18 protein-coding genes and 2 pseudogenes are annotated in these 18,834 nt (G+C 71.3%); 8 read left to right on the top strand and 12 right to left on the bottom strand.

Going from position 1 to position 18,834, the window contains the following annotated elements:
* Positions 1-267: 267 nt before the first annotated feature.
* From WMF45_RS38930 to glgC, 5 genes are all read right to left on the bottom strand, one after another.
* The gene (locus WMF45_RS38930; protein ID WP_437711001.1) at positions 268-1,242 is read right to left on the bottom strand and encodes an alpha/beta hydrolase; all 975 of its coding nucleotides are present in this window, start codon (positions 1,240-1,242) and stop codon (positions 268-270) included.
* Positions 1,242-2,000 carry an RsmE family RNA methyltransferase gene (locus WMF45_RS38935; RefSeq protein ID WP_437711002.1) on the bottom strand — a complete coding sequence of 253 codons (759 nt, stop codon included), beginning with the start codon at positions 1,998-2,000 and terminating at the stop codon, positions 1,242-1,244. Before WMF45_RS38935 ends, WMF45_RS38930 begins: the two co-directional genes overlap by 1 nt.
* The gene (locus WMF45_RS38940; RefSeq protein ID WP_437711003.1) at positions 1,997-2,950 is read right to left on the bottom strand and encodes a 50S ribosomal protein L11 methyltransferase; all 954 of its coding nucleotides are present in this window, start codon (positions 2,948-2,950) and stop codon (positions 1,997-1,999) included. Before WMF45_RS38940 ends, WMF45_RS38935 begins: the two co-directional genes overlap by 4 nt.
* Before the next feature lie 123 nt (positions 2,951-3,073).
* Positions 3,074-3,769, bottom strand: a complete 696-nt coding sequence (locus tag WMF45_RS38945) for a metallophosphoesterase (protein WP_437711004.1) — start codon at positions 3,767-3,769, stop codon at positions 3,074-3,076.
* Positions 3,770-3,975: 206 nt separating this feature from the next.
* The gene (glgC, locus tag WMF45_RS38950; RefSeq protein ID WP_437544951.1) at positions 3,976-5,244 is read right to left on the bottom strand and encodes a glucose-1-phosphate adenylyltransferase; all 1,269 of its coding nucleotides are present in this window, start codon (positions 5,242-5,244) and stop codon (positions 3,976-3,978) included.
* A gap of 481 nt (positions 5,245-5,725) precedes the next feature.
* Between glgC and WMF45_RS38955 the strand changes: the two genes are divergently transcribed.
* Positions 5,726-6,430 carry a hypothetical protein gene (locus WMF45_RS38955; RefSeq protein WP_437711005.1) on the top strand — a complete coding sequence of 235 codons (705 nt, stop codon included), beginning with the start codon at positions 5,726-5,728 and terminating at the stop codon, positions 6,428-6,430.
* A gap of 45 nt (positions 6,431-6,475) precedes the next feature.
* Here WMF45_RS38955 and WMF45_RS38960 read toward each other — a convergent pair whose 3' ends face one another.
* Together WMF45_RS38960 and WMF45_RS38965 are read right to left on the bottom strand one after the other, a co-directional pair.
* On the bottom strand, positions 6,476-6,862 hold the full coding sequence (locus WMF45_RS38960) for a hypothetical protein (RefSeq protein WP_437711006.1): 387 nt from the start codon (positions 6,860-6,862) through the stop codon (positions 6,476-6,478).
* 99 nt (positions 6,863-6,961) lie between these two features.
* Complete coding sequence (locus tag WMF45_RS38965) at positions 6,962-7,330, bottom strand: hypothetical protein (RefSeq protein ID WP_437544954.1); 369 nt, start codon at positions 7,328-7,330, stop codon at positions 6,962-6,964.
* A 311-nt stretch (positions 7,331-7,641) separates the two neighbouring features.
* On the opposite strand from WMF45_RS38965, the gene WMF45_RS38970 reads away from it, so the two are divergent.
* The 5 genes from WMF45_RS38970 to WMF45_RS38990 all read left to right on the top strand — a co-directional run bounded on the left by WMF45_RS38970 (position 7,642) and on the right by WMF45_RS38990 (position 14,771).
* On the top strand, positions 7,642-9,477 hold the full coding sequence (locus WMF45_RS38970; protein ID WP_437711007.1) for a chloride channel protein: 1,836 nt from the start codon (positions 7,642-7,644) through the stop codon (positions 9,475-9,477).
* Positions 9,478-9,818: 341 nt separating this feature from the next.
* Positions 9,819-10,286, top strand: coding sequence for a response regulator (locus WMF45_RS38975; RefSeq protein ID WP_012239707.1), 468 nt, complete (start codon positions 9,819-9,821; stop codon positions 10,284-10,286).
* Between the two features lie 53 nt (positions 10,287-10,339).
* Positions 10,340-11,968, top strand: a complete 1,629-nt coding sequence (locus tag WMF45_RS38980) for a circularly permuted type 2 ATP-grasp protein (RefSeq protein WP_437711008.1) — start codon at positions 10,340-10,342, stop codon at positions 11,966-11,968.
* Positions 11,965-13,002 carry an alpha-E domain-containing protein gene (locus WMF45_RS38985; protein ID WP_437711009.1) on the top strand — a complete coding sequence of 346 codons (1,038 nt, stop codon included), beginning with the start codon at positions 11,965-11,967 and terminating at the stop codon, positions 13,000-13,002. Before WMF45_RS38980 ends, WMF45_RS38985 begins: the two co-directional genes overlap by 4 nt.
* 23 nt (positions 13,003-13,025) lie before the next feature.
* Positions 13,026-14,771: a class II glutamine amidotransferase gene (locus WMF45_RS38990; RefSeq protein ID WP_437711010.1), complete on the top strand. Its 1,746-nt coding sequence runs from the start codon at positions 13,026-13,028 to the stop codon at positions 14,769-14,771.
* Positions 14,772-14,981: 210 nt separating this feature from the next.
* Here the strand turns inward: WMF45_RS38990 and WMF45_RS38995 are convergent.
* The 3 genes and pseudogenes from WMF45_RS38995 to WMF45_RS39005 all read right to left on the bottom strand — a co-directional run.
* A pseudogene (locus tag WMF45_RS38995) lies at positions 14,982-15,431 on the bottom strand (glycosyl hydrolase); the annotation flags it as partial.
* Positions 15,410-15,592 (bottom strand): annotated as a pseudogene (locus tag WMF45_RS39000) (HNH endonuclease); the annotation flags it as partial. The pseudogenes WMF45_RS38995 and WMF45_RS39000, both read right to left, overlap by 22 nt.
* A gap of 34 nt (positions 15,593-15,626) precedes the next feature.
* Positions 15,627-16,028 carry a hypothetical protein gene (locus WMF45_RS39005; RefSeq protein WP_437711011.1) on the bottom strand — a complete coding sequence of 134 codons (402 nt, stop codon included), beginning with the start codon at positions 16,026-16,028 and terminating at the stop codon, positions 15,627-15,629.
* 424 nt (positions 16,029-16,452) lie between these two features.
* Here WMF45_RS39005 and WMF45_RS39010 point away from each other — a divergent pair, with 424 nt between their 5' ends.
* Positions 16,453-16,806, top strand: coding sequence for a hypothetical protein (locus WMF45_RS39010; protein ID WP_437711012.1), 354 nt, complete (start codon positions 16,453-16,455; stop codon positions 16,804-16,806).
* Positions 16,769-17,326 (top strand): HNH endonuclease, encoded by a 558-nt coding sequence (locus WMF45_RS39015; protein WP_437711013.1) that lies wholly within the window; start codon positions 16,769-16,771, stop codon positions 17,324-17,326. The genes WMF45_RS39010 and WMF45_RS39015 overlap by 38 nt, the downstream gene beginning before the upstream one ends.
* A gap of 118 nt (positions 17,327-17,444) precedes the next feature.
* Here WMF45_RS39015 and WMF45_RS39020 read toward each other — a convergent pair whose 3' ends face one another.
* Together WMF45_RS39020 and WMF45_RS39025 are read right to left on the bottom strand one after the other, a co-directional pair.
* Positions 17,445-18,071 (bottom strand): JAB domain-containing protein, encoded by a 627-nt coding sequence (locus tag WMF45_RS39020; RefSeq protein WP_437719624.1) that lies wholly within the window; start codon positions 18,069-18,071, stop codon positions 17,445-17,447.
* 14 nt (positions 18,072-18,085) lie between these two features.
* Positions 18,086-18,739 (bottom strand): RNA polymerase sigma factor, encoded by a 654-nt coding sequence (locus tag WMF45_RS39025; protein ID WP_437711014.1) that lies wholly within the window; start codon positions 18,737-18,739, stop codon positions 18,086-18,088.
* Positions 18,740-18,834: the final 95 nt, after the last annotated feature.

Here is an 18,834-nt window from a genome sequence, read left to right on the forward strand (position 1 = left end):
CCTCTACTGCGGGAAGTTGCCCCGGATCAGCAGAAAAACCGCCAAGGCGCCGAGGCCGCCAAGAGAAGAAGGGGAGGGCCGTCCCGGCATTCCCCCTCTTATTCCCCTGGTTTCTTGGCGCCCTTGGCGCCTTGGCGGTTCGCCTCTCAGGGCGACCTCCCGCAGTAGTGCTACGTCTCGGAGTCAGAGACGGCATCGCCGGAGCCCCTCGATGGCGGGCTGTCGTGGGTCGAGGACACGCTCGGGATCTAGTTCTGACCCGCGGGATCAGCGCGCCTCGTGCTCGCGCCAGAAGGCGAACGCCTCGTCCAGGTACACCTCCTTCGCGCCGTGGCCGAACGGGTGCTCGGCGACGCGCACGGGCCAGCCAGCGCCGCGCAGGACATCCGCGAGGGCGCGGGCCGAGCCGCCCACCGTGTCGTGGGCGCCGAAGCCGATGTAGAACGGCCTCGGGGCGAGCGTCGCGAGCTCGGGCGTCGCGCGGCCTCCCCCGCCGGACATCGCGCCGAACCCGTCGGCGTCGATCCCGCCGCGCAGCGCGAGCGCCGCGGCGAAGTACGCGCCCGACGACGAGCCGGCGACGTACACCCGCGAGAACGAGGCCCCGGCGATCTCCTCGAGCCTCCTCCGCTTCTCCGCGAACACCGCGACGAACGAAGCTGCGTGCTCGTCGTACGCCCTCCCGCCCGTCGGCCAGCCCCACCAGCTCGCGTAGCCCTTCGGCGCGAGGCCGACCTTGCCGCGCGGCATCAGCGCGGCGACGCCCGCGCGCCGCGCGGCGCGGGACACGACCGTCTCGAAGTTGGTCTTCTGCTGGCTCTCCTTCCCCGGCGGGACGATGCCGTGAAGGTAGAGCAGCAGCGTCCGGGTCGGCGCGTCGGGCAGGACGTAGCAGGTCTCCTCGTCGAGCGCGTCGACGCCGTCGATGCACCAGTCCGTCTCGACACGCGGCGGGCGCGCTCGGGGCCACGGCGCCGGCTCGGACGGCGCGGTCGCGGCCGCGGAGATGGCCGGGGCCGGCGCTGCAGGCACGAGGCCGGGCTCCGCTGGCTCGAGCGCCGCCCCGTCGCCCGCCGGCGCCCGCGCTCTCCTCGGAGCGTCTGCCGTGTTGCCGCACGCGCAGAGCGCGACCGCGAGCGCGCCGAGCAACGCCGCGATCCACCGCGCCGCGCCGCGCGACGACGAGCCGCTGGCGCTGCCACCAGCGCCGGCCAGCGCGCCGCTCGCCGACCGCCGCCCCATCACCCCGCGCGCGCGTCGCTCACCGCGATCAGCGCCCCGAGCGCCGCCGCGCACACCGTCTCCGTGCGCAGCGTCAGCGCGCCGAGGCGCACCCGCTCGAACCCGAGCGCCGCGCACATGCCGAGCTCCTCCGGCGTGAACCCGCCCTCCGGCCCGACAGCGAACGCCGCCTCCATGCCCGGCGACAGCGCGGCGAGCCGCGCGCCGAGCGGCGTCTCCGCGTAGGGATCCAGGCACATCCCCAGCGCGCCCCCCTCGGTCGACGGCGCCGCCTGCGCCTCGGCGAGCGCCGCCGCGAGGCTCATCGGCGCCTCCACCCGGGGCGCGTCCCCGCGGCCGCACTGGCGCGCCGCCTCGACCGCGATCCGGCGCCAGCGCTGGCTCTTTTCCTCCGCGGGCCGCGCCACGCTCCGCGCCGAGATCGCCGGGATGATCCGCGTCGCCCCGAGCTCGGTCGCGTCGCGCACCACCGCGTCCATCTTGTCACCCTTGCCCACCGCCTGGATCCACGTCACGCGCCGGCCTGGCCGCAGCGCGGCCGGGCGGGGCGCGTCGATGCGCGCCTCCGCCCCGCGGCGGCCGATCGACTCGAGCGTGGCCTCCGCCTCGACCCCGAGCTCCGGATCGAACACGACGAACCGATCGCCCTCGCGGAGGCGGTGCACCCGCACGACGTAGCTCGCCGCCTCGGGCGGCAGCGCGATCACGCCGGCCGCGATCGCGCCGAGCGGCACCCGCAAGAGCCCCGGGCCGCTCATCCGGGCGAGGACGCCGCGCCGCCCGGCGCGCGGAACAGGAGCGCCACCCAGCCCTCGCCGCCCGCGTCGCCCCGCCCCGCCCTGCGATCGCCGCCCGGCGACGCGGGATCCGGCCGGGTCGCGACGTGCTCGAGCTGGCGCGGCAGCGACGTGTACCGCGCGATCAGATCGTCGCGCTCGCTCTCGAGGATGCCCGACAGGATCAGCCAGCCGCCCGGCTCGAGCACGCGCGCGAGCTCCGGCGCCAGGGGCCGCAGCACCCGCGCCTCGATGTTCGCGACGACCCACGGGAACCGCCGCGTCACCCCCTCGACGACGCCGGCGCTCGCCTCGATGCGGCCCTCGAGGCCGTTGCGCGCCGCGTTCTCGAGCACCACCTCGATCACGTCCTCGTCGTTGTCGATCGCGACCGCCCGCTCCGCGCCGAGCAGCAGCGCGACGAGCGCGAGGATGCCGCTGCCCGTGCCCACGTCGAGGATCTCGCGGCCGCGGAGCTCCGCCGCGTGCTCGTCGAGGAGCTCCGCCACGAGCGCCGTCGTCGCGTGGAGCCCCGTGCCGAACGCCCTGCCCGGCTCGAGCAGGAGCACCCGCTCGCCCTCGCGCTCGGGCGCGCGCTCCTCCCACGGCGGCACGACCGTGATCGTGGGCGTCAGCGCGAACGGCGCGAAGTGCTCCTTCCACGCGTCGCGCCAGGCGTCGCCCACCACCTCCTCGAGCCGCGCGGCGAGCGGCGGCGACAGCTCCCCGAGCGCCGCGATGGCCTCCATCGCCTCGCCGTGCTCCTCGAAGCTGGCGACGAGCGTCACCTGGCCCGAGCGCGCGCCGCGGACGAGGGTCTGCTCGTCGCGCTGCTCGACGCCGCTGGCGCCCAGCTCGAAGAGCAGGGCGCCGATCTCGTCGGCCTCCGGCTCGGGGACATCGACTGCAACGAACGGGTATCGAGGCTCCACCTGGCTTGCTCCGTGACGGGCCGCCGGCCTGGAGAGCGGCCGCGGCGCGGACGGGAGCCTAACGAAATTCCCGCAGAGAGGCGCGGCCGATCGCGCGGAACCGCTGGAAGACGCGGAGCATTTTTAACGCCCCACGTAGCGGCGCCGCGCCGGGACCGAGACGAGCACCTCGTTGCGCGCCGCCGGCGGCGGGACGCGCTCGCCGTCGTGGAGCACCATCGCGGTCAAGCGCCCCCCGTAGACAGCGCCCGTGTCGATCCCGGTCGCCCACGCGTGCATCTGCGGCTCGCTCCGCGCGTTGTGACCGAACACGACGTGCGGCGGGCCCTGGTACGTCTGGCCCCACAGCGTCTTGCCCCCGCGGCGCTCGACCGGCTCGCCGTAGCGGCCGAGGCAGCGCACGTACATCAACGTGTGTGGATCCTGTCGCTCGATCGGCAGCCCGGGGATCAACCCTGCATGGACCACACGGAGCCCGTGCTCCGGCAGATCCAGCCAGTACGGCAGCGTCTCGAGCCACGCCCAGTCCCGCTTGCGCAGCTGCTGCGCGGTCTCCTTCGAGAGCTCCCCCAGCGGCTCGCCGCGAGGATCGCTCCGCCCGGCACGCCAGCGGAGCAGCCGATCCTCGTGGTTGCCCCGCACGGAGATCGCGCCGACCTCACGGAGCAGATCGAGCGTTCCGCACGGATCAGGGCCGCGCACGATCAGATCGCCGACCATGACGACCCGATCGCCCGATACGAGGCCCACGTGCTCGATCAGCCGCGCCAGCTCGTCCCGGCAGCCGTGAACGTCACCGATGATGATCGTGCGCGGCATCGCACACCCAACGTAGCAGGGACGCCCGTTCCATGGGGGCGCCCTGGCCCGTCCCCGCGGACGCGGCAGGACCGCGCGGCCCGACCGGCGAGCGCGCCGCGATCGGCAGGCGCAGCCGCGCGCCGCGATCGGAATTTTACATGCAATTCAGGAGAGTTACGCGCCGGCCACCCGGAGGGCGCCGCGCTGGGCCCTGGTCAGGCGCATTACGGGGAGTCGATCTTGGCGCGCTTCGGGATCACGACGATCCCGCCCTCGCTGACGAACCACTTCTTGCGGTCCTCCTCGAGGTTGAAGCCGATCTCGGCGCCGGCGGGGATCTCGACGTCCTTGTCGATGATGCAGCGGCGGAGCTTGACGTGGCGCCCGATCTTGACGTCCTCGAACAGCACGCACTCCTCGATGTGGCTGAAGGAGTTCACGCGGACCCGGTTCGAGAGCACGCTCCGGTGGATCCTGCCGCCGGAGATGATGCACCCGAGCGAGACCAGGCTGTCCGTGGCGATGCCGACGCGCGCGTTCGCCTCGTCGCGGAAGACGAACTTGGCGGGCGGGTCGTGGCTGATCCCGGTGCGGATCGGCCAGCGCGGGTTGTAGAAATTGAACGCCGGCTGGATGCTCACGAGATCCATCTGGGCCGCCCAGTACGCGTCGATCGTCCCGATGTCGCGCCAGTACCCCGCGCCCTCGTCCTCGCCGGGGACGAGGTTCTCGTGGAAATCGTAGACGTAGACGCGGCTGCCGCTCTGGACCATGCGCGGGATGATGTCGCGCCCGAAATCGTGCGCGCTGTCCTCGGTCGCCGCGTCGTGCTCGAGGACGTCGAGCAGCGCCTTCGTCTTGAAGATGTAGTTGCCCATCGACGCGAGGCACATGCCCGGCCTGCCGGGCATGCTCGGCGGATCCTGCACCTTCTCGTGGAAGGCGAGGATGCGCCCCGACTCGTCGCACTCGATGACGCCGAAGGACCTAGCCTCCTCCTTCGTCACCGGGATGGCGGCGACGGTCACCTCCGCGTCGCGCGACAGGTGATCGTGCAGCATCTGGCGCACGTCCATCTTGTAGACGTGGTCGCCGCCGAAGATGCAGAGGTGCTCGGGCGACTCGTCCGTGATGACGTGCTGGGTCTGGTAGACGGCGTCCGCCGACCCCTTGAACCAGCTCTTGCCCGTGCGCTGCTGCGCGGGGACGGTCTCGATGAAGCTGTCGAGCATCGGCGAGAGGCGCCAAGCTCGGGCGATGTGCTCGTCTAGCGACGCGCTCTTGTACTGCGTGAGGATCTTGATGCGGTGCAGCCCGGAGTTGACGAAGTTCGAGAGGACGATGTCGATGATCCGGTACCGGCCGCCGAACGGCACGGCGGGCTTCGCCCGGTCGTGCGTCAACGGGCCGAGCCGGCGGCCCTCGCCGCCAGCAAGGATCATCACCAAAACCTTCGAGGCTTCGAAAGCGGTGCGCAGGGTCGTCTCGCGCATGGGACGGAGAGGGTACTCGATCGATGTTGCCATCGCGAAGAGCGGAAACACGTCCTTCGCGTATTCGAGGCAACCCCGGGACCTGGAGAACGCCGCGGAGGCCCGCGCAACCCGGCCTCGGGGCGCCGGGCGGAGCCCGGGCGGGTCGCGCGGCGCGCATCGCCGAGCCCGCCTCTCGCGCCCTCCCGCCCGGCGATCGGGCGGCGCCGGCAGCGGCCCGTCGCGCTCTGCCGTCCCTCGCCCGCCCTCCGCCGCGGCGCGCTGCCGCGTGATCGCGCGATCGCGCGACGAGGATCGATGAAGAGAGGGGGACGTCTCCGTTTCTCTTTACGATCGACTCGCGGCCGTGTTAGCCGTTTCCGCCGTCGCGCGCGCATGCGAGAGGCGCCTGACCCGCACGCGGCGCACCGCTGTCCGAAGGCTACTCCAGCGCTGGATCTTTCCTGCTGGGGGTGCCCGTCACGCTGACCTTGGAGATGCCATGAACGCCCGATTCGGTCGAACCCTCCTCGCCGCTATCCTCCTCGTCGCGGGCACTTCAGGGTGCGGAACGGACGAGCAGCCCTACCAGGCAAAGCCCGCCTTCAGCGGCCGCAAAGCGACCCTGCCCGCGGTGCCGACGCTGCCCGCGAAGAACAAGAAGCAGGGCGACGCTTACACGGTCTGGGGCGTCACGCACGATCTCCGGAGCCGCGTCCACTTCGAGGACGTGAACGGCAAGAAGCTCTCGATCGTCGGCTACATCGTCAAGACGAACCTGGCGGAGGCCCCCGCCTGTGCCGTGCACAAGACGGGCAAGGGGGACCCGCCGGACTGCAAGGCGCCGGTCCCGAGCTTCGCGATCGCCGACGAGAAGGGCGAGACGAAGGACATGATCGACGTCATGGGCTGGGCGTCGAACTTCGCGCAGATCTACAGCATGATCGAGGCGATCGACAAAGCGCCGCGCGGCAAGGAGGGCGAGGCCAAGCTCACGGACGAGTTCTGGGGCCAGGAGCTGCCGAACCCGATCCCGGGCGTCGGCGCGAAGGTCAAGGTCACCGGCACCTACGGCGTGACGTTCACGAAGTCGACCGGCGGCGCGGCGGCCAACCCGAAGTACGGCATCCTGTCCGCGGAGCAGATCGAGTACCTCGAGCCGCCGCCCGAGAAGGCCACCCTCCCGGGCATGAAGCGCAAGCCCTGACGCAGCCGGCGGCGGCGGCGCACCATCGCGCCGCGCCCCGCCGCTTCACGTCAGGATGGACCGGATCCCGCTGCTCGGCTCGGCCGCCGCCGACTCGAAGACGGCCTCGACGAGCAGCCGCCGCGCCGATTCGTCGTCCGCTTCCCGGCGATCGACGCGCACCAGCGACGCCGGCGCCTGACGGGTGATCGCGTCGAACACCTCCCGATCGAACCGGTACAGCTCCTCCCCCACGATCACGGCGTACAGCTGCGACGCCGCGCTCGTCGCCCGGAGCGAGCGCAGATCGCACTCGCGCACCGTCACCCCGAGCCGGGCCCCCGCCTCCCGGCACACGGCGACGAGCTCGGCAGGACAACCGGCCACGATCACGAGCGGAGCGGGTGGAGCGCTCGGGACCACGGCCTTGCGCGGCTTCGTACCGTCCTCCATAGGCGCCTCAGCGTAGGCCACGAGTCGAGTACGCCGGCAAGGGAATTGTTTCGTCAGGCACCACCGGCGAGCCCGTCTTTCTGCGCGGGACAGCGGTGATCAACGCACCCCCGCTCCCTGCTGGATGTGCCACCCCCGGCCCTCTGCCACGCCGATGAAACGGATCCGCCCCGACCGCTCCATGTCGTCGACAAGCTCCTCCGCCTCGAGCTGCGAGATGTCGATCCGGTCGCAGAGCACGTCCCGGAACCGGGTCTTGCCCTGCACGTAATCCTCGTCGATCAGCGGGCCGAGCGAGCCCGCCAGGATCTCGGCGGCCAGCTCGAGCGCCACCACGGGCGTGACAACGGTCTCGGCGGTCGTGCGGACGCTCTCGTCCGTCGTCTGGACGGCCGCGTCGCCCATCGTGACGCTCGCGTCTCCGGTAATGAGGGTGCCGTACTCGACGGTGCTCCGATCGGTCGTCATGACTCCACCTCGTCCGGGCTCGGGCGGGTCCGGATGCCGCGCCCGCGCCAGGCTTCCTTCCTGGCTCATGGAGCGCGGGAGGCCCGAACGGAAGCCGAGGGAAGACCGAGCGGAGACCGACACCGCGGGGGCGCCTCCGGGACATCGATCCTGGCGGCGATTTCAGGCGGCAACCCGACGAAGATCAGGGAAGCTACCGCTCCTGCCAGGCCCATCGCTCGAGGGGGGAGGCCCTGGGCCACGAGATCATGATGTCGTCCCGCGAATACTCCCCATCACGCCCCAGCCGCACGGGGGCGGCGCGCACACCGATGCCCCGCGCGCGGGGGCTGATCCCGTTCCAGCTCGTCGGTCGGGTGCTGCTCCACGCGATCCTCGTCGGCGTCACGGCCGGCATCGCCGGCTCGCTGTTCTTCGCCGCCCTCGAGCTCGCAGAGCACGAGCTCTTCATCGCGGTCACCGGCTACGAGCCGCTCCGCGCCAAGGGCGAGTCGGTGCTCTCGAGCGCGCACATCGGCGCGTTCCGGCCGTGGCTCGTCCTCGTCCTGCCGGCGTTCGGCGCCCTCGTCGGCGGGGTGCTCACGACGAAGCTCGCGCCCGAGACCCGCGGCGGCGGCGGCGACGCCTTCATCCGGGCGTTCCACCACCTGGACGGCAACTTCCGCCGCCGCGTCCCGGTGGTGAAGGCGCTCGCCTCCATCTTCACGCTCGGCTGCGGCGGCGCCGGCGGGCGCGAGGGGCCGACGATGCAGATCGGCGGCGCGATCGGCTCGATCATCGGGCGCGCCCTCCGGGTGGACACGCGCGAGCGGCGGATCCTGCTCATCGCGGGCGCGGCCGCGGGCATGGCGGCCGTGTTCCGGACGCCGCTCGGGGCCGCGCTCCTCGCCGTCGAGGTGCTGCACCGCGACGACTTCGAGGCCGACGCGCTCATCCCCTCCATCCTCGCGAGCGTCGTCTCGTACTCCGTCTTCATTTACTTCTTCGGCGAGTCGACCCTCTTCGCGCACGCGCCCCGCTACCCGTTCATCCCGAGCCACCTCCCCCTCTACGCCGCGCTCGCGCTCGTCGTCTCGCTCGTGGCCACGCTCTTCCTCCGGACGCTGCACGCCGTCGAGCACACGGTGCACAGGATCCCGCTGCCACCCTGGGCGAAGCCCGCGCTCGGCGGCCTCGCGCTCGGCGCGCTCGTGACCCCGCTGCTCATGCTCCTCGGGCCGCGCTTCGCCAGGCCGGGGGAGGGGTTCGGGATGCTGGGCGCGGGGTATGGCGCGGCCCAGATCGCGATCACGGGGGCCTCGTGGCTGCCGGGCGGGTGGACCGCGGTGCAGCTCCTGCTCGTGCTGCTCGCCACGAAGATCGTCGCGACCTCGCTCACCGTCGGCTCGGGCGGCAGCGCGGGGGACTTCGGCCCGTCGCTCGTGCTCGGCGCGCTCACGGGCGGGGCCTTCGGGCGCGCGGCGGAGCTCCTCCTCGGCGACCCGCGCATCGACCCCGGCGCGTTCGCGCTCGTCGGGATGGGCACGTTCTACGGCGGGATCGCGCACGTGCCGATCGCCTCGCTCGTCATGGTCTGCGAGCTCGCCGGCAGCTACGACCTGCTCGTGCCGCTCATGCTCTGCGAGGGCATCGCCTTCGTGGCGCTCCGGCACAGCACCCTTTACCGCGCGCAGGTCGCGACCAAGCGCGAGTCCCCGGCGCACCGGGGTGAGCTCATCGTCGACGTGCTCCGCAGCATCCGCGTCGCCGACATCGTCATCCGCAGCCGGCCGTTCGTGTCGTTCGAGACGCGGACCCCCGCCTCGATCGTCGTCGAGCGCATCGCGGCGTGCGAGTGGCAGGACACCTTCCCCGTGCTCTCCGAGGACGGCAAGGTCGTCGGCACCATCGACGCCGAGATCCTGCGCGCCACCGCGACGAGCCCCGAGCTCTCGGGGCTCGCGATCGCGCACGACATGATGGCGAGCCCCGCCTCGGTCAGCGAAGCGGAGGACCTGCACCACGCGCTCCAGGTGCTGCTGGAGCTGCGCGTGCGAGAGCTCCTGGTCACCGACGGCGAGGGCAAGATCGTCGGCATCCTGGACGAATCCGACGTCACGCGCGCCTACCACGACGCGACGGCGGAGCTGGAGAGCGCGGGTCAGTAGGAATCTCGGAACAGGCGCGCGACGACGACGCACAACGCACGGCGGACGGCGGACGCAGGGCGCGCTCGTCCTGGAAATTCGGGAATGGCCAGCTTTCCCGCGTTCGCGAGGCCCCGCGGCGAACGCGCGCGTGTCATGGGCGTGCGCGCGCGGATGTCCCGGTCGCGCCGCGCGCCCGATCGTGGTTCGGGCGTAATGACGCAAGCGTGCGGCCCCCACCGCTTTCGGGAGTCTCCTGAGCTTTCAATCTTGGATTCCACGCAGCGACGGAACGGAGCGCGTGGGGAATACTCTCGTTCATCCGGAGAATTCGCGGTCCGGAGAGCGCAGGGGAGAACGGCATGCTTGTCGATACGCTCGGAGGTCGGACGGTGCGGCGCAACGCGGAAGTACGAACACGATCGAGCGCGCCGAACAGCCGCGCCAAGCTCGTGGTCGTCGTGGACGACGAGCCGAACATCCAGGAGGTCGTGAGCATGATCTTGGAGAGCGAGGGCGGCTACGAGGTGCGCTGCGCCTCGAACGGCGAGGAGGCGCTGGCGTTGCTCGACCAGATCGCGCCGCCGGATCTGCTCGTCGTCGACATCATGATGCCGGTGATGGACGGCTGGGGCCTGCTCACGGCGCTCCGGCACAACGAGAAGACGGCCCGTATACCAGTCATTGTTTCATCCGCGTCTTCAAAACATGACGCGACGAGCCTCGGTGTCGCTCGGGTGCTGCCCAAGCCGATCGACTACGACGCCTTCCTCGCCGCGGTCGACGAGCTCACGCGCTCCAGAGAGCGGCAAATCCTCGACGCCGAGTAGGCCGCGTCGATCAGCCGACCGCGCCACTGCCTCCATCGCGGCAGAAACCGCAAATGGCCCATGGACCTCCAGGGCCGTCCGGCGGTAGCTTCACTCCAGTGTTGTTAGAGAACCCGGGTGCCGGCCTCTTCGCCGGCTACACTCCCCTCCCCGGCGCCTACGACGAGCTGTTTGGTCGAGACGGCGCTCCTCGCCCCGAGTTCCTGCGCACTGCCACGCTCCTCGGCGCGCTCGCGCCGAACGAGTTCGCGCGCGCGCAGCACCTCGCGGAGCTCGCCCTGCTCAACCAGGGCGTCACCTTCTCCGTCTACGCGGATCAGCGCGGCGCGGAGAAGATCTTCCCGCTCTGCCTCGTCCCCCGGATGCTCTCCGCGGCGGACTGGGCCCACATGGAGCGTGGCCTCGAGCAGCGCGTCCGCGCGCTCGGCCTCTTCCTCGACGACGTCTACGGGGACCAGCGCATCCTCAAGGAGGAGCGCGTCCCCCGGGACCTCGTGCTCGGCTCCGGGCAGTACCTGAAGCAGGTCCACGGCCTGCGGCCCCCGGGCGGCGTGCGCATCCACATCGCGGGCGTCGATATCATCCGCGATCCGGCCGGGACCTTCCGGGTCCTCGAGGACAACCTCCGCACGCCGTCCGGCGTCTCCTACGTCCTGGAGAACCGGCTCATCAGCAAGCGCGTCCTGCCGCACCTGCTGGACAAGGCGCGCGTGCAGCGGGTCGACCATTACCCGGCCCGGCTCGCCGAGACGCTGCGCTCGGTGTCGCCCGCGAGCCCGAGCGGCACGAGCGCCGTCGTGCTCACGCCGGGGCCCTACAACTCGGCCTATTTCGAGCACAGCTTCCTCGCGCGCACGATGGGGCTCGAGCTCGTGCAGGCCCCCGACCTGTTCGTCGATCAGGACCAGGTCTTCGTCCGGACGACGCGCGGCCCGCGCCGGGTCCACGTCATCTACCGCCGCATCGACGAGGCGTTCCTCGACCCCGAGGCCTTCCGCCCCGACAGCATGCTCGGCGTGCGCGGCCTGATGCGCGCCTACGCCGCCGGCAACGTCGCGCTCGCGAACGCGCCCGGCAACGGCGTGGCGGACGACAAGGCCGTGTACCCCTTCGTGCCGGAGATGATCCGCTACTACCTCGGCGAGGAGCCGGTCCTCGAGCAGGTCCCCACCTACCTCTGCATGCGCGACGACGACCGGCGCTATGTGCTCGACCACCTCGACCAGCTGGTCGTCAAGGCGGTCGACGAGGCCGGCGGCTACGGCATGCTGATGGGGCCGCAGTCGACCGCCGCGCAGCGGGACGAGTTCCGGGCGCGCATCCAGGCGACGCCGCGCCGCTACATCGCCCAGCACCGGATCGAGCTCTCGACGAGCCCCACCTGGGACCCGACCGCGAAGACCGCGGTCCCGAGGAGGCTCGACCTGCGCCCCTACGTGCTGACGGGCCGCGACGGCGCGTGGGTGCTGCCCGGCGGGCTCACGCGCGTCGCCCTGGTGGCGGGCTCCTACGTCGTCAACTCGAGCCAGGGCGGGGGCTCGAAGGACACCTGGGTCCTGAAGGGCCCAGGCGAGAACGGGCAGCGCACGCCCACGGTCGGCGCTCCCGACGCGGGCCCCGCCGCTGCGAACAACGACCCTCCCGGCGCGGCGCCGGGCTCTGACCCCCCGGAGGCCCCGTGATCTCCCGCGTCGCCGATCACTGCTTCTGGTTCGGCCGCTACCTCGAGCGGACCGAGAACATGGCCCGCATCCTCGCCGTCACGCAGAACCTCGCGCTCGACGCCGAGATCCCGACGCAGCAGTGCTGGCTTCCGGTCATCATCGTGGCCGGGCAGAAGGAGCACTTCGGGGCCGAGCACGGCGAGGAGGCCGCGGCCGACGGCGAGCTCGTGCAGCGCTACATGAGCTTCGACGAGGACAACCCGACGAGCCTCCGCAGCTCGATCTCGGCCGCGCGCTGGAACGCGCGGTCGATCCGGGAGGTCATCAGCCTCGAGGTGTGGGAGACCGTCAACGAGCTCCACCTCTGGGTGAACAGCGACGAGGCGCGGGAGGAGTTCGGGGCGAGCCGCTACGCCTTCTACCGGCGCGTACGCCAGCTCACACAGCTCTGCCTCGGGCTGACGCAGAGCACGATGCTCAACGACACGCCGCTCGATTTCATCTGGCTCGGCGTGCTGCTCGAGCGCGTCGGGCAGACAGCGCGCACGCTCGACGTGCACCACCACGCCCTGACCAACTTGCCGCCGCCGCCGCCGTCGGAGATGAGCGCCCAGGCGCAGGGCGCGCTGCGCAGGCAGCACCGGGTCGTGGAGACGGCGCTCTGGCTCTCGCTCCTCCGCGCCTGCTCCGGGTTCGAGCCGTTCATGAAGCTCAACCAGGGTCAGGTGAGCGAGGAGGCCGTCGCCCAGTTCCTCCTGTACGAGCCGCGCTTCCCGCGCTCGATCCGGCACTGCGTCCACGCGGCGTTCGCGCGCCTCTGCGAGATCCGGCCGCCGGACAGCGTGGCGCTCCCCGGCGGCGAGAGCCTCGAGCGGCTCCAGCTCCTGCACCAGTGGGTGGCCGACAGGGCGACCGAGGCGTTCGACCCGATGGCGGTCCACGCGGCGCTCACCCATGTGGTCGACGAGACGGCGATGATCTGCGACGGTATCGGTCGCGAGCTGCTCGGTTACGGGCCGCCCGACAGCAACCCCACGGTCACCAGCCAGTAGCCGCCAGAGTCGCCGACGTACCCATGCCGAATCTCCTCGCGATGTCGTTCGAGGGCGAGCTCGCCCCGTGTTTCGATCTCACCTGCCTGCAGCCCGGACGCAAACTGCCTGACGGCTGGGGCATCGGTTACTACCCCGGCGGCGAGCCGAGCGCCTCGGTGCTCAAGGAGCCGGCGCCGCCGCAGGGGAGCATCCGCAGCGAGCTCGTGAAGGCGTGGGAGCACCTCGAGTCGTCGCTGCTCGTGCTGCACATCCGCACGGCGACGTGGGGCAGCGTCAACGACGCCAACACGCAGCCGTTCAGCCGGAGCTGGGGCGGGCGCGACTGGCTGTTCGCGCACAGCGGCAGCCTCGTCGACCGGATCGAGGTCGATCCGAAATCGCTCTTCCAGCCGGTCGGCTCGACGGACACGGAGCTCATCCTGTGCGAGCTCATGCGCTGGATGGCTTCGGAGGGCCTCCGGAGCATCGGCGACGTCGATCCGGCGGTGCTGCGCGACTGGTTCGACGAGATGAACGAGCACGGCCCCCTCACGTCGGTCCTGGCCGACGGCCGCGATCTGGTGGTCTACGCGGATCGCGATCGCGAGGGGGACGCGTTCCTGTGGGAGGTGCTGCCGCCGTACGAGCGCCTCGCGTTCGGGGACGACGATCTGGAGGTCGACCTGACGCGCCGGGGGGTCAAGAGCCGCAAGGGCGTCATCGTCTCGTCGGAGGAGCTCAAGGTCCACGCGGGCGGGCGGGCGGCGGCCTGGAAGCGCGTGCCGCCGGGGCACCTCGTGGTGCTGCGGCAGGGGGCGCTCCGGGCCACGGCGTCGCCGCGCACCGACCGGCGCAAGCCGTCGTCGTCCACGCCGCCGCTCTCGTCGCGGCCGGTCCGGCGCCCCGTGCACGCGGCGATCCGCCGCTTCCAGGTGGTGCACCGCACGTCGTACCACTACGCGACCGCGGTGGAGCGCAGCACGCACCTCCTGCGGCTGACGCCTGCGCACGACCGGCTCCAGTCGCTGCTGCACAACGAGATCGAGGTGTCGGTCGAGGGCCAGCAGCGCGAGTACGACGACGTCTTCGGCAACCGCGCGCGGCGGGTGCTGCTCGACACGCCGTTCCATGATCTCGTCATCGAGTCGAGGTCGCGGGTGGAGCTGCTCGACACCGATCCGCTGAGCTTCCGCCCGCTGCGCGCGCGGTCGACGATCCCGCTCGTGTGGATGCCGTGGCAGCGCCAGATCCTGCAGCCGTTCCTCCTGCCGCCGGAGCTGGCCGAGAGCGAGCTCTCGGAGCTCATCGAGTACGCGATGACCTTCGTGGAGCGGAACGGCTACGATCTGCTCGACACGCTGCTCGACCTGAACGCGTCGATCTTCGAGGAGTACGAGTACAAGCAGGGGTCGACCAACCTGTTCACGACGGCGTTCGACGTGTACGCGAACCGCCGCGGCGTGTGCCAGGACTTCACGAACCTGTTCATCTGCCTGACGCGGCTGCTCGGCGTGCCGTCGCGCTACGTGTGCGGGTACATCTACACGGGGCCGAAGCACGAGAACCAGCGGCAGAGCGAGGCGTCGCACGCCTGGGTCCAGGTGTACCTGCCGGAGATCGGGTGGAAGGGCTTCGACCCGACGAACGGGATCCTGACGCAGACCGATCACATCCGCGTCGCGGTCGGCCGCAACTACGTGGACGCGACGCCGACCTCGGGCACGATCTACGTGGGCGGCGGGGCGGAGCGCCTCGCGGTCGACGTGCGGGTCGAGCCGATCGACTGAGGGGCGGCCGGCGCAGGGACGCGGGTGGTAGGGTACTTTGGCTGAAGGTGGGGGTCTTTTGAACCGCCAAGGACGCCAAGGACGCCAAGGACGCCAAGAAAATAAGATTCTTGGCGTCTTATGGCGCCTTGGCGGTTCCATCATGCCGGCCCGGTCGGGGTAAACTGTGCTGTCCGCGGTGATCTGCCAGTAGGTCTGCGCAGAGGCCGTCTCCATGGCGAGGAGCACCCGGCCGAGGTTCTCCACGTCCTTGTTCTCGAGCGCCTCGCCGAGGAGCTGCATGCTGTACCAGGCGTTGACTGCCTCGGAGGTCGACTCCTGGTTGCGGCCGTCCGCGAACGGGAACAGCCCCGACGCCCACGAGCGGCCCCTGAACCAATCCATGCTGCGGAACGGCGTGAAGAACGTGTCCTTGGTGCTCGGGTTCGCGATGTCCCGGACAAGCCAGAGCGCCTTGTCCCCGTACTCCTCGCGCCACGCCTCATCGCTCTTCGCCAGCACGGCCGCGGCATAACCCTGGTTGCGTCGACGCTCCACGTGAAGTGATCGCTCCAGCGATGGAGGCGCGGATTGAAGAGCGGCACGATCTCTCCCGTCAGCGGGTCGACCGATTCCGTGGCGCCTGCCTTGAACTCGTTGCATGGGCGGCATGCGAGGCATACGTTCTCGAACGAGGTCGGCCCGCCCTTCGAGACCGGCGTGATATGATCGTAAGTCAGGGGAATTACGCTATTGGCCTCGCTTGTCAGGCAGTATTGACAGCGGCGCCGATCGGCCTCCTCGATACGAGAGCGGAGCAGTTCGGAGACGTAGGTTGACACCGCAGTCCGTCTTCCATCTCGTGGAGGGCGCGCGCTACGGCGAAGCGACGGCGTGCCCGCGCCATCGCAGGAGCGCCGCAGCGTGGGCCTTGCGGAGCATGAACAGGTCGCTCTCGTGCCGGAGACGCTCGAGCTCGATGCGCTCCGCCGGCGTGAGGAGCCCCTGGGTGTTCCGGTCGAGCAGCTCGTCGTAGCGCGCGAGCTCTGCTTCGGACCTGTGGTTCTTCGCGATTTGCCAGAGCGCCTGGTCGTCCATCTTGTCGAGGCAGGCGAGGTCGACCTGGAACTCCGGGGGCGCGTCGTCCCAGGCGGGAGGGCTGCCGAGGCTCAGCGCGCGTAGCATCACGGCTTCGAGCGGCTGTCGGGTCGCGAGCGCAGTCCCCCTCAGCCGCTGGTAGAGCGCTTCGGGGAGAGCGAGGGTGACGGTGGCGGTCATCGCGTCGTCCTCGCGGGTCGGCGTCGGGTCGCCGCTCGAGGCCGCACCGGATGCTGGCCGGTCCTGGGAACAGGTCGAGGCCGACCTTCGTGCGCGCCTCGCAGCGCGTCGATGAGCCGGCACATTGTTCTCCCGTCTGCCGAGCTGGACATCCGGGAGGGGGCCCCCGCGCTCGTTTCCATGCGCACTTCGACCTTTCCACCACCGGGCGCTCGCGGTCGTCGGCGCGCACGACTGGAGCATGTCCCAGCTCCTACCCGCCCGCTGCCGGCACGCAGGCAAGGCACGTGCGACGCGCCGCAAGTTCTCGCGAGCATGCTACGGAGTTCGAGCTGTCCTGCTCAAGAACCATGCTCTCGTGCAAGGTAGGAAAGGCCGGCCGTTGCCCCGGTGCTCCCAGCCTGGTATGGCCAGGATGGCTGGTATGAGCTGGAGCAAGGATGACCAGAGCAAGCTCGACCGCCTCCGTGGCAAGGAGCTCTCCGGCACGCTGACGGAGCCCGAGCAGGCGGAGCTGGCGGCGCTCATGGCGCGGATCGAGGCGGAGGAGGCGGCGCTGCTTGCCCCGGAAATGGCTCGGCTGCGTGCCGAGGCCGGAGACGTAGCGGCCGAGCTGGCTCGGGTCGAGAGCGAGAACGAACAGCTGGCCCAGCTCATGGCCCAGCAACAGGCCCTCGTGGCCGACACGCGCAGGTTCCTCGAGGAGTTCGACCGGCGCCGCGCCTCCATCCTCGACGGATTTGCCCGCATCGCCGGCGGCCCGCTGCACGCTGCGTGAATGGCCGTCTCGACGGAAGCGCGCCATCGTCCGGGTCGCCTTCGGTGGCCAATGTGGTGACTGCGGCGTTTCCGAGACGTCCGTGGGGGGCGAGCTGGAGGTTGATCACTTCCACCCGCTGGCATCGGGTGGGTCCGATGACATCGAGAACCTCGTCTACGCTTGCACCGCGTGCAACCGGTTCAAGGGCGACTATGCGCCCGCACACGATGCACCGGAGAGCTTGCGGCTCCTTCGCCCTCAGCGTGACGACTTCGGCGCGCACGTCGAGGAGACGGTCCTCGGCCGGCTGATCGGGCTCACGCCTCGTGGCTGGTTTCACATCCAGCGACTGCACCTCAACCGCCCGCAGCTCGTCGAGAGACGCCATTTGCTCCACGTCCTGGAGGCGCAGAGATCCTATCTCTCGCGTTCACGGGAGGCGGAGGCGCGTCTGCGGCGGGAAAACGAGGCGCTCCAAGGCGAGATCACACGTCTTCGGGCAGCCGTGGCCGCTTTGAGCGGTGGAAGCGAGCGCTGAACGCCCGGCGGTTCGCGATGCCGCTACATCCGTGCTGGAGGTTGACCGAGCCTTGCTCCGGGCGTGATCCCGCAGGGGCGCGGCGCCCCTCCGCAGGGGTGCTGCGCGTGGCGAGGGCCTACTCGTGGACGGCGGCGTAGCGGCCGCTGGGGGTGACGATGACGTGGGCGGTGAGCGGGACGTGCAGCTCCGCGCCCAGGTGGCGCAGCTCCAGGGTCATGTCTTCGTCCTCGCGGGTGGGCGTCGGGTCGCCGCTGGGGTGGTTGTGGGCCAGCACGAAGCTGTGGGCGGCCATGTCCAGCGCGGTGCGCAGAACGGTGGAGCGGCCGACGTAGAGGGCGTCGTCGGAACCGCGGGCGAGCAGGCGGGTCTCGCGGACGCGGCCGTGGGTGTCGAGGGCGGCGATCCAGAGCTCCTCGTGGACCAGGGAGGCGAGCCTCGGGCCGAAGTACCGCGCCACGCGGGCGGCGTCGGTGAGGAGCGCGCCCCGGCGGGCGCGGGCGGCATGGTAGCGGCGGCCGAGCTCGAAGGCGGCGGCGAGGCGAGTGGCGTCGAACAACGCTATCTGGGTGCGCTCGGCCAGCGCCGCGGGCGAGAGGCGCCCGAGCGAGGGGAGAGCGGCCGTGCCGAGCAGGCGCGGCCCGACGCCGGGCAGGCCGAGCACCATCTCGAGGAGGGCGGCCTCGGTCGCGGTCGGGAGATCGGCCCCCGTCTCGGCGGGGGCGTCGACGGGGGCGCGGCTCATCGGGCTTGTCGGGATCATCGGAGCCACCTCCGAGAGCGGGTGAGGGCGCGGGCGAAGAGGCGGCGCGCGAGGCGCAGGCGGGTGGCGACCGTGGGGCGCGGGAGCGAGAGGGAGGCGGCGATCTCGAGCGAGGAAAGGCCGGTGGCGGCGAGCGACAGGATCTCGCGCAGCTCGGGGCGGAGACGGTGGAAGGCGCGGAGGGGGCCGCGGGCGACGAGGCGGGCCTCGGGCGAGGGGGCGGCGAAGGCGGAGAGGCGGTCCGGGTCGACCGCGGGGAGCTCGTGGCGGCGGTGGGCCTTGTCGCGGTCGTGCGAGGCCTGCCGCGAGGCGATGCCGGCGAGCCAGCGGCGGAGGGCGTCGGTGGGAGGAAGCGCGGGGGACGGGCGGAAGCGGCCGGCGCGCAGGCTGCGCCAGGCGCCGAGGAGGGTGTCCTGGGTGAGGTCGTCGAGGTCGGCGGGGAGAACGCCGCGGGCGCGGAGGGTGCGGCGGATGAAGGGGGTGTGAGCGAGGAGCGCGGTGGGGTCGAGGTAGACGGCGGGGTGCGGGGATTGCTGACGGAGGGGTTTGGGCGGGCGGGCGAGCCGGTTGAGAGCAGCGGGACGGGGACGACGGCGGGAGGGCGGATCGATCTCTTGGCCCTGGTCAGGGCGTAGACGTACGGTTTCCATGTCGGACCTCGTGTATGCGGGGTTCGGCCACGCCTCCGGACGGTGCCAGCCGTCGCGGGGGCACTTTGTGTTTTGTTCAGGGTACGTGCGAGGCG

The organism is Sorangium sp. So ce448 (genome assembly GCF_051520915.1).
Classification (GTDB): domain Bacteria; phylum Myxococcota_A; class Polyangia; order Polyangiales; family Polyangiaceae; genus Sorangium; species Sorangium cellulosum_B.